This is a genomic window from Nitratireductor sp. XY-223 (genome assembly GCF_004959855.1).
GTDB lineage: Bacteria > Pseudomonadota > Alphaproteobacteria > Rhizobiales > Rhizobiaceae > Hoeflea_A.
Genome location: NZ_SPNT01000003.1, coordinates 397,635 through 412,109 on the forward strand (window position 1 = coordinate 397,635; position 14,475 = coordinate 412,109).

Sequence of the window (14,475 nt, forward strand, 5' to 3'; positions counted from 1 at the left end):
GAACAGGGCGCGCGATATGGCTCCATACCTGCAGGAAGACGCGACGCGGGATGGTCGCCGCAAATGGCCGGCCGTGCTGCAGTTTCTGGCCGTCGGCGCGCTGGTTTTGCTGTCTGCCCCGTTTGTCCTGCATGCGCTGCACTTCGGTTTCGGCGGCCTGGTTTCGGACCTGTCGCGCGTAACGCACCTTTATCGAACGGATGGGACGGTCTCCAACCCAGCCATGTTCGGTCACATGGTGGCCGGTGCGGTCATCACGCTGCTGGCACCGCTGCAGCTGCTGACGGTCCTGCGCCGGCGCCTGCCGTTCGTTCACCGGCTCATCGGCTACGTCGTCTGCTGCACGGCGGTCCTGACCGCGGTCGGTGGGCTTGCCTACATCTGGCTGCGCCAGACCATCGGCGTTGCCTACATCTGGCTGCGCCAGACCATCGGCGGACCGCTGATGGATTTTGCCTTCGCCGGCTATGGTCTTTGCGTACTTGCCGCGGCGATCCAGGCTGTCCGCTTCGCCCGCGCGCGTGACTTTGAGCGGCACCGGCGCTGGGCCCTGCGCATGTTCGTGCTTGCCATCGGGTCCTGGATTTACCGCGTCCACTACCAGCTCTGGCACCTGGCGACGGGCGGGCTCTGGACGGAACCCGGCTTCACCGGGCCGTTCGACCTGTTCCAGCTCTTCGCATTCTACGTTCCTTACCTGGTCGGCCTTGAGATCTATTTCCGGCTTCGGCCGTCGGTAGCGGTGCAGCCGGCTGCCGCGGAGTAGCCCGCCGGCTTTATTTCTTGCGCGCAACGATGAAACGGTTCGGCCGGGCGGGCGGATGATCCGCCGCCTCGACAATCTCGAATCCCTCCGCGCCGACCATCTCCTCGAGCGTGTCTCCGTGCAGGTACTGGACGAACGGGGCGCGTCCGAACAGGCGCAGGGCCGGGATCAGCAGGTGTGGAAGGATACCCATCTGCTTCAGGCAGGGTGTTTTCGAAATGAACAGCCCGCCCGGCTTCACGAGTCCGTTGATCCTGCGGATCGCCGCCGGCACATCCTCAAGCAGATGCAGGATATTGAACGCGAGGATCACGTCGTAGGAGCCGGGTTTCAGCCGGTCGTCATACACCGTTGCTTGCATGAAGCCGACATTCTGGTTGTTCTGTTCGCCGGCCTTGTTCTTTCCGATGGCGATCATTCGCGACGAAAGATCCGTCGCGGTGATGTGGTTGACGTCATCCGACAGGAGAAGCGCCGTCGAGCCGCTGCCGCAACCGATCTCCAGCACCCGGTCCCTTTTGGACAGGTAAGTCCTGGTCCGGTCCATGGTGTGATTATAGGTCGCGATGTCCTTGATGGGTTTTTGCGCATACCGGTCCGCGAGGTTGTCCCAGAAGAGTGTTTCGTCAGGCATGATGGTCCTCATCATTGGGTGTTTCGGTTTGGCTTTGTGGTCTGCCGCCGGGTTTCAGGATCCGGCCTATCTCCCGAACTGGTCTGTACAAGGCATGGCGGTCCCTTTGCCGGTGCTTTGGCCGGCATGTAAACAGGCGCAGAACGCAGTGTCCTCAGGCGTCGATCCGGCGCCTGCGGTACTCGCTTGCGAGATAGACGACGACAGCGGCGAAGATCAGCCCGATCGCCATCTGCGGCCAGTCCATGTCGCGAAGAATGAGCCACAAGAGCTCGATGGGGCCGCCGTCGGCGCGGCCGATCAGTATCGCGACTGCGTCCTCCTCGTCTGTCGCTCCGTCGAACCGCCGCGAAAGATAGTCGGCGATCGGCCGGCCATGTCCGGAACCGCGGATGCTGTTCAGGTATTCCAGCATGACAACAGTACCGGGGATCAGGAGGGAAAGCGGGATGCTCCACCGCCGGAACAGGACTGAAAGCCCGGCGACCCAGGCGAACAAGGGCGCGTACCACAAGAGGTTGAGGAACAGGTAGACGGCGCCCACCACGCCCATCTGCACAAGGCTCCAGACCGCATCAGCCAGACCCGGTGCGCCGATGATCGAATGCTGCGCGGAAATCAGCAGCATCGCGGCATAGACGAAAACGGCGGTCAGCAGAGCGAACAAGACGATCAGCCAAAGGAAGACCGTCACACCCGCGAGCGCCTTGGCGGCCAAGACCTTGAGATCGCTTTGCGGCATCGATTTCCAGAACAGCAGCGCATTGTTGCGACGATCGGCGGAAAAGCTGTCTGCGTAGTAAAAGTACAGCACGATCAGGAGATAGGCCGACCACAGCAGGAAGGAGCCGCCGATGGCGATCTGATAGAGGATCCCGCTGGACGGAATTTCGGTGGCCGGAAGATCAAGCGTGTCGTCACCGGTGAGGATGGCGAACAGGACGATGACGGCGACAACGGCCAGCAAGATACTCGGCGCGTAGAGGAACGCACCACGGTGTTCGAAATATTCGCGTTTGATCAGGGCGGTCATGGCGCGCATTACGCTTCTCCCTCGCGCTGCATAAGCGCGACAAAAAGATCGGACAGGCTCGGTGTCGACACGTCACCCAGCGGGTTGAGTTTGTCGGGTGGAATGTTTTCGAAAACCATGACCGTCTGTCCGAACCGCGTTTCGGAATAGATCGGCATCAATGCTTCCGCTTCCGATGTCTTGTCCTTTGCGACGATCACCTGGGCGAACTGGTGCCCGATATCCTCCGTCGGCGCATCGAGAATGACGCGGCCTTCGCGCATGAACATGACATCGGTGAGCAGGGATTCGATCTCGTCCACCTGGTGGGTGGTGATCAGCAGCGTGCGGTGCTCCGTCATATAATCCTCGATAAGCCGCTTGTAGAACCGCTTGCGATAGAGGATGTCGAGGCCGAGCGTCGGCTCGTCGAGCACCAGGAGGCGCGCGTCGATCGCCATAACGACAGCCAGGTGGAGCTGTGCGATCATGCCTTTCGACAGTGTCTTGATCTTCAGGTCCGGCATCACGTCCGTACCCTCGAGAAACGACACGGCCCGAGACCGGTCGAATTTCGGATGGATGTCGGCAACAAGGTCCAGGAGTTCGCGCACCTTGAGGAAACGGGGCAGGCTGGCGACGTCGGAAACAAAAGCAACGTCGTTCATCAGCCTGGCGCGGTTTTTGAACGGATCGATGCCGAGGACTTCGATCTGCCCTTCGCAATCCGTCAGGCCGAGCAGCGCATTCAGCGTCGTGGTCTTGCCGGCGCCGTTGTGTCCCACCAGGCCGTAGATGCGGCCCGAGGGGATTGTGAAATCGATGCCGCGCAGCACGGTCTTTCGCCCGAAACGCTTGGTCAGGCCGCGGGCGCTCGCAATTGCCTGTGCCTCGGACGTCATTTGTCTTTCCCCTTGTCAAGCAGGTCCCCGATATCCAGTTCCAGCGCTTCGATCTGTGCCCGGATCCGCGGCCAGTCCTCGGTAAGGAACTTGGCCCTTTCGTGAGCAAGCAGTTTCGCGCGTGCCTTGTCGGCCACGTACATTCCCAGCCCCCGTCTTTTTTCAACCACATCCAGTTCGACCAGCGACTGGTACGCCTTTGTCACCGTCAGCGGATTGACCGAAAGGTCCACGGCGATCTGCCGGACCGACGGCAAAGCGCCCCCTTCCGGGATTGTGCCGCGCAGGATCATCTCGATGAGCCGCTGCCGGATCTGCAGGAATATCGGTTGTGATTCGTTCCAGTGTGTCATGCTTCACCGTCGTAGTGTGCTAGTTGTATAACACACCAAAACACAATTACAAGCGTCATGGCTGAATTGTTGACAGAAGCCTATCCCTCGTCGGGAAGCACATGGATTGCGATGAATGTCAGAAGCTGAAAATCGGCCTGTCTCAGCGGGCAAAGGATGCGGCGAATGCATCCAGTTCCGCGCCAAGTGCGTCCCAGTCGGTGAATTCCCGGTCCTCGGCGATCGGAGCCCGGTTTTCCAGTACCACATGCTCGACGATCTGGTTCATGTAGTAGTCGTACTGGTCGTATTTCAGCGCGCCGGCGACGAGCACGATCGAACGGGGCTCGAACCCCGTGTCCTCGATAAAGCGGTCCACGTATCGCCTGGCCTCTTCCTCTCCGTTTTCAAAGGCGATCGACAGGCTGACCGAGATCAGCAGGCTCGGAAGTTCCTTCAACTGCGCGCGATGCGCGACCGCGAAATTGACCAGCGTCTCCTGATGGGCCTTCTGGTGGACGGAACCGGCGAGGATCGCCGCATCATAGGAGGGTATGTCGAGATCCGGCATGCGTCTGCGGCTGTCGCACATATCCACTTCATGTCCGGCATCCTCGAGCCGATCGGCACAGAATTCGGCGATCTTTCGTGTCTGTCCCTCGGTCGTGCCGTAAATGAGCAATATTCGCATGGTTCGCCTCCTTGCTGCCCGGACTCGCGGCCCTCATCGTGGCCGGTAGACGCTACCGCGGGGGCGCATCGGCCGCATTGCGTTAGATCAACCGCAGTCAATGCAGCGGCGCTGGACTCACGCACCGGCATTTCGTGTAACCCTATGTGATTACCGGTCCGAAAACCCCGCAATCCTTGTGGTCGCCGGCGCTCCCGATGCATCGAAGTCGATTTTTCCGCGAAGACGCAGGAATAAGTCTCGCCGCCTTCCGTTTCCCCCATGTCGCCGATGAGCGGCTGGTCTAGAACAGAAAGGTGGACCCATGCAGATACTGGACAGGAATGTCGTTAACCGGGCCAAGCAGGCCTATTCCAGCCGCCGTGTGCCGCTGGATGAGATAAAGACGCTGATCGGCGATGTGCGCAAGCCGAGGGCAGGCGATCTCGTGCTCGCGCGGGTGACCGGTCTCGGGTCGCACAAGAGGATTGAGCTTCCCAACGGTCGCCGTGCCATGATGAATCCCGGGGACGAGATCATCGTTGCTTACGGTGATCGGTATGCGCCCGACCAGTACGAGGCCTATGTGCCCGGCGATCTCGGTCCCTGCCATCTGGTTGCCGCCGGCGGCGTTGCCGCGCGCGCCGAGAGCTGGCACGACCGCATGTCGGGACCGACCGAAATAGAGCCGATCGGTCTCCTGGGATGTGCCCGCCATGAGCCGCTCAACATTGCCGACTTTGCACTCACGCACGTTCCCGGACCGTTGCCGGACGCGATCTTCGCGGTATTCGGCACTTCGATGAATGCCGGCAAGACGGTCACGGCGGCAACCCTGGTCAAGGGTTTTGCCGACGCCGGCTACCGGGTCGGCGCGGCGAAGATCACCGGCACTGCCGCCGGCGGCGATCCCTGGCTGATGCGCGACTACGGCGCCGCCGAGGTTCTCGATTTCACCGACGCCGGTTTCCCCAGCACATTTAATGTCGATCCCGAGACGATCCTGGATGGTGCTGAAAATCTGCTTCGGGCGCTCGGAAGCCGCGGGTGTTCTGTTGCCGTCATAGAAGTTGCCGACGGTCTTTTCCAGGAAGAGACCGCCATTCTTGCCGGCATGGAGGATTTGCGCACGATCCTGACGGGAACGTTCTTTGCGGCCGGCGACGCGATGGGCGCGGTATCTGGCGCGGCCGATCTTGCGCGGATGGGGCACCGGCTTCTCGGGATCTCCGGTGCGCTGACCCGTTCGCCGCTCGCAAGCCGGGAGGCGGCCAGGGCCTCGGGTTTCCCGGTTTTCTGTCTCGACGAACTGACCCATCCGGAAGCAGTCGCCGACTGGGCGGCTCTCGCGGGCGGGCGGTTTGAAACGGCGGCGGGCCAGTAAGATGGCCATTCCCGTCCTTTGGACCCGGCGGCGGCTGCTGCAGCTGTCGGGTCTCGCCTGCATCGGGTTCGTGCAGGCGGGCGCGGCACTTGCGATTGCGGTCGCCGGCAGCCGTGCCCTGACCGATGCCGGCGACCCGTCTGACCGCCTGTGGCTGGTCGGGGCCGTTGTTGCGGCGACATTCGCACTCATTCTCATGCGCGTGCTTCAGCGCCGTTTCGCAGAAGCCTTCGCGCTCGGCTATGTGACCGAGCTGCGCGTGGCGTTCATGAGCCATGTGATCCGCATCCCGGCGGACTCGCGGCAGATGCGCCAGGGTCTGGTCATGACCCGCGTGGTCAACGACCTTTCCGCGATCAAGCTCTGGCTCGCCGGCGGCCTTGTGTCCATCGTCGTCGCCGCCGCCACCCTATCGGCCGTTGCCGCGATGCTTGCCGTCTACCAGCCGGCACTGGCGATCGCGCTCGCCATTGCCTTCGCCGTTTGGTGCATTCCCGTCGCGCTGTGCCTCAAACCGCTCGAGCGTACAATTCGCGAGAGCCGCCGCCAGCGCGGTCGCATTGCCGCGCGTGCGGCCACTGTGCTCGGCGCGCGCCTGACCCTGTTGGGGTTCGGCCGCCACGGCGCGACGGTGCGTGGGATCGAAAAGAAATCTTGGCGCCTGAATGCCGCTCTTGTCGGGCGAGCGACTTATTCGGGATTCCTGCGCTCCAGCGGCGATCTGATCTTTCCCGCCGTTGTCCTGTCCGCCATCGCCGGTCGCCTGGTATTCGAAACCGGGCTGGTCGATGCCGTATCGCTTGGCGTGCTTGTCGTGATGGCGGGACTGATGGCGACCCATCTCGGCGCCGTCGCACTCGGCCTGGAGTATCGCCTGGCGCACAAGGTGGCGCTCGCACGCCTTCAATCCGTGATGGATGTGCCGGCCATCGATCCGGATGCCGGCCAAAGGATAGTCAGGCAAAGTGGAGGAAAGTCGGTTGAGGTGCGAAGCCTTCCGTTGGATCCGGGCGCAAGGCCGGTGACGTTCCTGGCCGGGGCCGGAGAAGCCGTGGCCCTTGACGGGCTTGCAGCCGACGAGGCGGCCGATCTGGTGTTGAAGCTTGCCCGGCTGAAACGAACACCTGCCGGGACCGTCTTTCTTGACGGTCGCGACGCCACCGAATTGCGGGCGCGGAACTGGTGGCGTGATGTAAGCGTGGTGTCGCCCGACCTTCCGCTGATCAGGGCGAGCGTTAGCGCCAACGGTCGGCTGGGCGCGCGCGCCGGCATCGATGAAACGGAACGCCGCCGTGTTTTTTCCCGCTTCGGATTGTCGCCCGAGCATGAGGCGATGGCCGTCGGCGAGGGGGATATGGGGCCGGGCGTGCCGTCGGCAGCGCTCCGCGCCGCCCGCGCCGTGCTGCGGCGCAGTGCCGTTGTCGTTGTCGCGGACGCAGAACTGATTGCGCAGGAACAGATGTTCGACGCGTTTCTGGACGAATTGAGGCTCAACAAGGCGACCGTCATCGTCGCCACCCGAATGCCGGTTGCGCTCAGGCGCCGGTTCAGGACCGTCGATCTCGCACTATCGCCGCCGCGGGCAGCCTGAACGGCTCGCGGTCGCAGTTTTTCATTTCGAATTTGTGATTTCTCAGTCGGTTGAGCGCAGCGCCGCTTCTTCCTCCTCGGCAGACATCGGCGCACCGGCGCCAACTGCAGAGAGGTAAGCGTCAAGCGCCTCGAGCGACGAGGCCGGCGCGTAGCCGCTGCTGTTTTGCTGCGCGACCACCGTGAACTGCAGCTCCCACGTCCCATCGGGAAGGCAGGCGACCGCCACGACGGTCGAACCGTCGGCATGATCGACCTCGAACTCGCGGCAAAGCGTGTTATCGGCGTCGCGGTAGCTCGCGATCGCCCGGAAACGTTCGCCGGCGGCAAGTCCTGTTTCCGCGCCGGAAGCAACCGAGTTGAGCGCCGTTACGATGCCCGGCTGACTGAGATCCGCCATGCGCAGGCCGCTTTCGGTATCCGGGCCTGAAATGCCCGCCAGATAACCGCCAAGGGCACCCGCGACAAGGGCGACGGACGCGGCAAGCGGCAGCGCCCAGCGGCGGGCAGGTGCGCCGGCCTGGCGTTGCCGAAACGCCGTGACGTTGCTTTGTTCACCGATCATACCGCTGACCCGGGCTGCCAGTGCCTCGGGCACGGGCTCATCGAGCAGTGGCTTCAGCGCGTCCTGCGCCCGCATGCGGCTGTCGAGAAATGCGGCGACCCTCTCGCCGAGTGCAGGGTCGTTCTCCAGCGCGCGCTCGACGGCTTCCCGCTCCTCGGGCGGGAGTTCGCCGTCGGCGAAGGCCATCAGGGTCTCGTCGCTGAACCGCTCCTGGGTCATTTCGCAATACCTTTCTTATCACCAGAACGTTCGGCGGGGCCTTCTATTCCAACCTCGTCCATGATTTTTTTGCGCGCCCTGGCAAGCCGGCTCATGACGGTGCCGATCGGCACGTCCAGAACCGTGGCGGCTTCCTTGTAGGAAAGCGCTTCGACACTGACGAGCAACAGGACTTCGCGCTGCTCGTCCGGCAGCGCCGCGATCGCCCGTGCCGTCTCGTTTAGGACAAGGCGCGCCTCGGTCGCGGCAGCACCGTCCTGGCCGATCAGGAAATGCGCATCGTCGATATCCGTTTGCACGCCCTCGGTCCGCTGGCGGCGGGTACGGTCGATCCAGGCATTGCGCATGATCCGGAACAGCCATGCATCCATGCGCGTTCCCGGCTGGTAACTTCCGCGATTGGCGAGGGCCTTCTCGCAGGTTGCCTGCACCAGATCGTCGGCAATGTCGCGTGATTTGCACAGCGAAATCGCGAAGCGGCGCAAATTGGGAAGCAACGCGATCAACTCCTGGCCAAATTCATCCGCCATTTGAGATTGGGCCTTTCATGCCGAAATGAATAAACTGGGGAATAATTGCGTCGCTGTCGCGTTAACGTCCTGAAGGGTTGAGGGGCTACGGCCCGCAAATACAAGTGAGCACGCAAGCATGGCTATATTCAGAATTCCAGCCTCCAAGGCAACCGCGATATCGGCGCATATCGGAATTTTCCTGCTTTCGGCGTTGTTCCTGACGTCCGAGGTGATGATCGCCGGCGATCGCGTGTGGAACAGCGTTGCCTATGCGGATGATGGTGACGACGGCGACGGCGACAATGGAGACGATAGCGACAGCGACGACGGCGACGACGATGACGGTTCCGCCGCCGGCTCCGGAAGGTCGGGCGCGGTCAATGCACCCGGTATTTTCCGGATATTTCGAAACAACCGCCCGGCCGCCCGACGCGCGCCTTCGGCAACACGGGCCCCCAGGTCTTCACGGGCACCGGACGAAATCGTCGCCACCGGGCTCGATGACGACGACATCGAGCGCCTTGTCGGGCAGGGCTATGTCGTTCTGAACCGCCAGCAAACGCTCACGCCGCCGGCGACGCTGGTTCGCTTCAGGATCCGTTCCGGCATCTCGCTCGAAGACGCCCGCACGGAGGTGGCGGAAGCCAATTCCACCGCGAGCGCCGATTTCAATCATTACTATCGCACCAGTGCGCCGCAGACGCCGGTCGCCACGCCATCCGTACCGGCGTGCGAGGGGCCGGGCTGCAACGCCCGCAAGATGATCGGCTGGCCGATCGCTCCCGACGGGCAAGGCAGTTGCGGCGCGGGAGCCCGCATCGGTCTCATCGACACCGGCATCAATCCCAACCATCTCGCATTCAGCGGCGGCCGGCTCGAGGTCATCAACAGCCCGGTGGAAGGCGCGCGCAGATCGTCCCTTAGGCATGGCACCGCCGTTGCCTCCATTCTTATCGGCTCGGCGGAAAGCCGCACGCCAGGGCTGCTGCCGGATGCCACCGTGTTTGCCGTCGACGCCTTCTACAGAGGCAAGGGCAATGACGAGCGCAGCGACGTCTTCACGCTCGTGCGGGCGATTGACCTGGTCAGCCGGCGGGATGTCAGTGTCATCAATATGAGCCTTTCGGGCCCGAAAAACGCCGTGCTGGAACAGGCGATCGCGAGCCTTGAAGAAAACGACGTGGTCGTCGTCGCGGCGGCCGGCAACATGGGTCCCAAGGCCAAGCCGGTGTATCCCGCCGCCTATCCCGGGGTGATCGCCGTGACAGCCGTCGATCACCGGGGGCGCATCTACCGCCGCGCCGGTCGCGGCGAGCATATCGACATATCCGGTCCCGGCGTCGAGGTGTGGATCGCCGCCTCCGTCAGGGGCGCCCGCTTTGCGACGGGAACCTCCTACGCGGTGCCGTTCATCACCGCGGCAACGGCACTGGTGCTTCACGACCTGGAAGCAGCCGGCCATGACGAGGCGCTTGGCGCGCTTGCCCAACGCGCCCTCGATCTCGGCACGCCCGGAAAGGACGATGTCTTCGGGTACGGCCTGCTTCAGGCCATGGACTTGTGCAACTAGGACAAGCGCGATCGCGCTTCCCGGTCACTCCGCCGCGACATTCGCACGTTGCTGCTCCGGCAGGCGCCTGGGCAATGCCGAAACCGCGACGAAGATGACCATGGCGGCGGCGGCCAGGATGCGGAACAGCGTATCGAACCCCCAGCGGTCGTAGACAAAGGCGATCATCGGCAGGCTGGCGGCCAGCGCGGTGAAGCTGACCACATAGCGCACGCCGTAGATGCGGGCGCGATGGGCACCGCTCGCCATCTTGCCGACCATGTAATCCCCGATTGGAATCTGGCCGAATGCGCCGAGCATGAAGCCGAGCGCGACGGCAAACGCGACCGCATCGGTCTGGCCGGGCATCAGCCAGAAGAACACGATCTGTATGAACGCCACGATCATGAAGACCTGCCGGGCACCAAGCCTGTCGAGCGCCGCGCCGACAACAAGCTGCGCCATCGACGCGACGGCGAACACAAGGAAGGCGAGGGACCCGATGGCGGTTGCCACGTCGGCGTTGTCGGCGGTGGCAACGCCCTGCAACCATGCCGAAACGTTGCCGGCGAGACCCTGGATACGCTCGTCGAACACCTTGGGAAGAGCGAATGTCGTCGACTGGAAAATGACGGACGAGACCGCGATCGTCAGGAAGATGATCGCCGAGATCCGGATGTAAATCCCCCTGTCGGAGATCGGCAGTTCGTCGGTCTTTGCGGATCCCGGCGTCCTGGACGCGGTATGGTCGGATCGGATCGCACCGTGCCGCAGCGCCCAATAGGCCATGCCCATTGCGATTGAAAAGATCCCCGGCAGGATAAAGGCCATGCGCCAGCCGCCGTGATCGATCAGGAAGCCGGTGATCAGTGCCGCGCAGGCGACCCCGAGATTGCCCCAGACACCGTTGGCGGCGATCCGTATGCCCATATTTCGCCATTTCATCGTGACGATGGCCAGCCCGACCGGATGATAGATCGCGGCGAACATGCCGATGACAAACAGTCCGATGCCGATCTGCAGGGGCGTCTGCGCAAAGCCCGTGACGATGGATGATACGCCGATGCCGACGAAAAACACGCACATCATGCCGTCGCGGCTCCAGCGGTCGGCGAGCCATCCTGCCGGCAATGCGAACACGCCAAAGGCGAAAAACCCCGGTGTCGCGTAGGTCAGCAGCTGGGCATAGCCGACGCCCCATTCCCGGTGCAGCGCAAGCGCGGCCACCGTTGCGAAGATCAGCGTGAAAAGATGATCCAGGAAATGCCCGATGTTGAGGAGCAGAAAATGCAGCCGGTCGCGTGTCATCTTGGGTCCCTGGTCGATGCCGTCGGTTCAGTTTACAGTTGGCGGAATTTCGATGTCATGCCATATTTCATCGAGAAACGGACAAATGAACAAGGAACCGCCTATGACCGAAGACGCGCGGCGCAGTTCAAATCCGGAGGATTATGAGCGCCTCACGCAGCCCATCGGCGCGATGTGCGCATCGTTTGCCGACGGCCACACCATTCCGCTGCACCGCCATCGGCGCGACCAGCTGCTTTATGCTGCGAGCGGCATCATGCGTCTCGAAACGGACCGGCAGGCCTGGGTGGTGCCGCCCGACGGCGCCATCTGGATTCCGGGCGGCACCGACCACAAGGTCAGCATGTTCGGTGCCGTCGATATGCGCACGCTCTATGTCGATGCGGCGGCGGTGCAGCAGCGCCCGCGGCCGCTTTGCGTCATTGCGGTGTCGAATCTGCTTCGGGAACTGATCCTTGCCTTGAGCGAGGCGCCGATGGCATACGCGCCCGGCAGCCGCGCGGCCCACATCGCCCGGATGATCGAGGTCGAGATCGGTGTCGCCCGGGAACTGGCGCTGCATGTGCCGTTGCCGGCCGATCCGCGCCTGCAGACCCTGTGCGCCGCCTTGCTGGCGGATCCGTCAGACAGCCGGACGCTTGACGACTGGTCACAGGTTGCCGGTGCATCGGCGCGGACCCTGGCGCGGCTGTTCGATCATGATCTCGGCATCGGTTTTACCGAATGGCGACAGCGGGCGCGCTTTCACAGTGCCATGGAGGCCCTGTCGCGCGGCCGGCCCGTGTCGGTTGTCGCGCGCGAGCACGGCTACAGCAGCCCGAGCGCCTTTACGGCGGCATTCAGGCGGGTGATGGGCGTTGCGCCGTCTGAAATGGCAGCCGGTCCCGGCCATCTGCGGCGTGCCGGTTAGGCCGGCCGGATGCGTGGAAATAGTCGTGTGAACCGGGTGTCCGCATACGCTGGCCATATTGATCTTGTGCGTTCGGTTTGGCTGTGTCACCAATTCGGGTATCAACCCGCAAACCCGCCAGAATTGCCCCCACAACCGCAAAGGTCGGACCGTCCATGAGCGCCTATGTCATTGTCGACACCAAAATCAGCAACCCTGAAGCCTATGAAACCTACAAGGCCAAGGCCCGACCGATCGCCGAAAAATACGGCGGAAAGTACCTGGCGCGTGGTGGTGAAATGGACGTCGTCGAAAGCGATCTCTGGTCGCCGACACGCATCGTAATCGTCGAGTTTCCCGATATGCAAAGCGCCCGTGATTTCGTGAACAGCGAAGAATATGCACCGGTGAAGGCAATCCGCCGCGCCAATGCGGAGTGTTCCTTCGTCATCGTCGAGGGGGTGTAGCGCGGTTCATCTCTGACTGATTGGCGCTCGACAATCGACTTGCCTTGCCGGCAAACAATTTAGCGGTTATGGTTCAATGAAGGTCGGTCCGAAAGGGGCCGGCCTTTCTGTTTGGCGGTTTTCCGCCATCTTCGCGACAAGTTACAGGCATCACCATGGACAACGCACTCCTGCGCGCGGACTGCGCGAATTGTGCTGCGCTTTGCTGCGTGGCGCTTTCTTTCGACAAGTCGGGGCAGTTCGGTTTCGACAAGCCGGCCGGCACGCCCTGTCCGCATCTCGACCCCGATAATCGCTGTGCGATCCACGCGCAAAGACGGGAAAACGGGTTCGCGGGGTGCATCGACTACGATTGTTTCGGCGCCGGCCAGCGGGTCACCCAGGAGGTCTTTGCCGGTCGGACGATTGTTGACGACCCCGCTACCCTGCGGTCGATGATGCATGCCTTCCGTGCGATGCGCCAGGTGCACGAGTTGCTCCTGCTCCTGCGAACGGCGGACGCCATGCCGATTTCCAGCAATCAGCGCCGGACGATCCTGCTGCTCACCGAGCGGCTGTCGCCGCAAGAGGGCTGGACGGTCGATTCCCTGTCGGCGTTTGAAAGGGGATCGCTGCCGGACACCGTCCGTGCCTTCCTGGGCTCGTTGAGCGGGGTGGCAAAACGCGCCGGCTGACAGAGCTAGGGTGCAGCGCCGCCGATACTGCGCGTGATCTCGTCAGCCGTCTGGCGTACGAGGACACCGTATTCGGTCAGCACTGAATCCGGTATCCGGACGGTGGGCCCCGAAACGGAGACGCCGGCGATGGCTTCGCCATATTCGTTGTAGACGGGCGCCGCGACGCAACGCATGCCGAGCGTGCGTTCCTCATTGTCGATCGCCCAGCCGCGCTCGCGTATGGCCGCCATTTCGGACCGCAGGGCATCGGGATCGGCGATGGTGTTGAGCGTGTAGGTGGGCAGTCCCTTCTTTGCCATCCAGCTGTCGAGCCCGGCGCCGTCCATATGCGCCAGCAGCGCCTTGCCGATGCCCGAGGCGTGCATGTGGGCGCGGGTGCCCGGCCTGTGGAAAGCGCGGATCGGTTCGTGCGTTTCGACCTGGGAGACAAAGACAACATCGCCGTCGTCGGCGATCGCCATGTTGGCGGTCTCGCCGGTCCGTTCCATCAGTGCGCGCAAGATCGGCCGGCCCGCCTCGACCACCTTGATACGGCGGGCGAAGGACCCGCCGATGCGGAACGCCTCGACGCCGATGGTCCACAACTGGGATTCCTCGTTGAACTCCAGATAGCCGAAATTCTGCAGGGTCACGAGCAGCCGGTGCACGGTGGAGGCCGGCATGCCGGCCCTCTGCGAAAGGTCGGTGAGGCTCATGCTATCGGCCTCGGCCACCGTCTGCAGCAGGATCAACGCCCGCTCCAGCGCCTTGACATTGGATGCCGGCTTGTTGGTCGGCCGGCCGCGGGGCCGGCCGCGCGTTCTTGTAAAGACCGTATCGCTCATGGCGGGGAGTATGGCGCAACGGATTTTATATGCAAGTGTTGGAAGAAATTTTTGAAAATAGATTTTGGATTAAAATAAATAAACAATAGCAACAGCTTATGGTATAAATTCAACAATGGAAAAATTTTTCGGAAAAATTGTAATTCGCGCGCGGTTTTGGCAATTTGTCGGTCAT

At 62.7% G+C, this 14,475-nt stretch carries 16 protein-coding genes; 7 read left to right on the forward strand and 9 right to left on the reverse strand.

Annotated features, from left to right (window positions below; all coding sequences use genetic code 11):
- Window positions 1-16: 16 nt before the first annotated feature.
- The gene (locus tag E4M07_RS13445; protein ID WP_136658857.1) at window positions 17-766 is read left to right on the forward strand and encodes a DUF2306 domain-containing protein; all 750 of its coding nucleotides are present in this window, start codon (window positions 17-19) and stop codon (window positions 764-766) included.
- Window positions 767-776: 10 nt separating this feature from the next.
- Here E4M07_RS13445 and E4M07_RS13450 read toward each other — a convergent pair whose 3' ends face one another.
- The 5 genes from E4M07_RS13450 to E4M07_RS13470 all read right to left on the reverse strand — a co-directional run bounded on the left by E4M07_RS13450 (window position 777) and on the right by E4M07_RS13470 (window position 4,337).
- Window positions 777-1,400: a class I SAM-dependent methyltransferase gene (locus tag E4M07_RS13450; RefSeq protein WP_136658858.1), complete on the reverse strand. Its 624-nt coding sequence runs from the start codon at window positions 1,398-1,400 to the stop codon at window positions 777-779.
- Window positions 1,401-1,554: 154 nt separating this feature from the next.
- A complete protein-coding gene (locus E4M07_RS13455; protein WP_136658859.1) occupies window positions 1,555-2,442 on the reverse strand; it encodes a hypothetical protein in 888 nt (295 codons plus the stop codon).
- Window positions 2,442-3,314 carry an ABC transporter ATP-binding protein gene (locus E4M07_RS13460; RefSeq protein WP_136658860.1) on the reverse strand — a complete coding sequence of 291 codons (873 nt, stop codon included), beginning with the start codon at window positions 3,312-3,314 and terminating at the stop codon, window positions 2,442-2,444. The genes E4M07_RS13455 and E4M07_RS13460 overlap by 1 nt, the downstream gene beginning before the upstream one ends.
- The gene (locus tag E4M07_RS13465; protein WP_136658861.1) at window positions 3,311-3,667 is read right to left on the reverse strand and encodes a GntR family transcriptional regulator; all 357 of its coding nucleotides are present in this window, start codon (window positions 3,665-3,667) and stop codon (window positions 3,311-3,313) included. Before E4M07_RS13465 ends, E4M07_RS13460 begins: the two co-directional genes overlap by 4 nt.
- A gap of 142 nt (window positions 3,668-3,809) precedes the next feature.
- Window positions 3,810-4,337: a flavodoxin domain-containing protein gene (locus E4M07_RS13470; RefSeq protein ID WP_136658862.1), complete on the reverse strand. Its 528-nt coding sequence runs from the start codon at window positions 4,335-4,337 to the stop codon at window positions 3,810-3,812.
- A gap of 304 nt (window positions 4,338-4,641) precedes the next feature.
- Between E4M07_RS13470 and E4M07_RS13475 the strand changes: the two genes are divergently transcribed.
- Window positions 4,642-5,700 carry a hypothetical protein gene (locus E4M07_RS13475; protein WP_206057246.1) on the forward strand — a complete coding sequence of 353 codons (1,059 nt, stop codon included), beginning with the start codon at window positions 4,642-4,644 and terminating at the stop codon, window positions 5,698-5,700.
- Between the two features lies 1 nt (window position 5,701).
- The gene (locus tag E4M07_RS13480) at window positions 5,702-7,291 is read left to right on the forward strand and encodes an ABC transporter transmembrane domain-containing protein (RefSeq protein ID WP_136658863.1); all 1,590 of its coding nucleotides are present in this window, start codon (window positions 5,702-5,704) and stop codon (window positions 7,289-7,291) included.
- Between the two features lie 42 nt (window positions 7,292-7,333).
- Here E4M07_RS13480 and E4M07_RS13485 read toward each other — a convergent pair whose 3' ends face one another.
- Window positions 7,334-8,074 carry a zf-HC2 domain-containing protein gene (locus E4M07_RS13485; RefSeq protein ID WP_136658864.1) on the reverse strand — a complete coding sequence of 247 codons (741 nt, stop codon included), beginning with the start codon at window positions 8,072-8,074 and terminating at the stop codon, window positions 7,334-7,336.
- Window positions 8,071-8,604 (reverse strand): RNA polymerase sigma factor, encoded by a 534-nt coding sequence (locus tag E4M07_RS13490; protein ID WP_136658865.1) that lies wholly within the window; start codon window positions 8,602-8,604, stop codon window positions 8,071-8,073. The genes E4M07_RS13485 and E4M07_RS13490 overlap by 4 nt, the downstream gene beginning before the upstream one ends.
- A gap of 118 nt (window positions 8,605-8,722) precedes the next feature.
- Between E4M07_RS13490 and E4M07_RS13495 the strand changes: the two genes are divergently transcribed.
- A complete protein-coding gene (locus tag E4M07_RS13495) occupies window positions 8,723-10,156 on the forward strand; it encodes a S8 family serine peptidase (RefSeq protein ID WP_136658866.1) in 1,434 nt (477 codons plus the stop codon).
- A gap of 24 nt (window positions 10,157-10,180) precedes the next feature.
- Here the strand turns inward: E4M07_RS13495 and E4M07_RS13500 are convergent, their stop codons facing one another.
- The gene (locus E4M07_RS13500) at window positions 10,181-11,443 is read right to left on the reverse strand and encodes an MFS transporter (protein ID WP_136658867.1); all 1,263 of its coding nucleotides are present in this window, start codon (window positions 11,441-11,443) and stop codon (window positions 10,181-10,183) included.
- Window positions 11,444-11,546: 103 nt separating this feature from the next.
- Here E4M07_RS13500 and E4M07_RS13505 point away from each other — a divergent pair, with 103 nt between their 5' ends.
- From E4M07_RS13505 to E4M07_RS13515, 3 genes are all read left to right on the forward strand, one after another.
- Window positions 11,547-12,353 (forward strand): helix-turn-helix transcriptional regulator, encoded by an 807-nt coding sequence (locus tag E4M07_RS13505; RefSeq protein WP_206057247.1) that lies wholly within the window; start codon window positions 11,547-11,549, stop codon window positions 12,351-12,353.
- Between the two features lie 155 nt (window positions 12,354-12,508).
- The gene (locus E4M07_RS13510; protein WP_136658869.1) at window positions 12,509-12,799 is read left to right on the forward strand and encodes a DUF1330 domain-containing protein; all 291 of its coding nucleotides are present in this window, start codon (window positions 12,509-12,511) and stop codon (window positions 12,797-12,799) included.
- A gap of 155 nt (window positions 12,800-12,954) precedes the next feature.
- A complete protein-coding gene (locus tag E4M07_RS13515; RefSeq protein WP_136658870.1) occupies window positions 12,955-13,473 on the forward strand; it encodes a hypothetical protein in 519 nt (172 codons plus the stop codon).
- Between the two features lie 5 nt (window positions 13,474-13,478).
- On the opposite strand, the gene bhcR is transcribed toward E4M07_RS13515, so the two are convergent.
- Complete coding sequence (bhcR, locus tag E4M07_RS13520; protein WP_136658871.1) at window positions 13,479-14,300, reverse strand: HTH-type transcriptional regulator BhcR; 822 nt, start codon at window positions 14,298-14,300, stop codon at window positions 13,479-13,481.
- Between the last annotated feature and the right edge of the window lie 175 nt (window positions 14,301-14,475).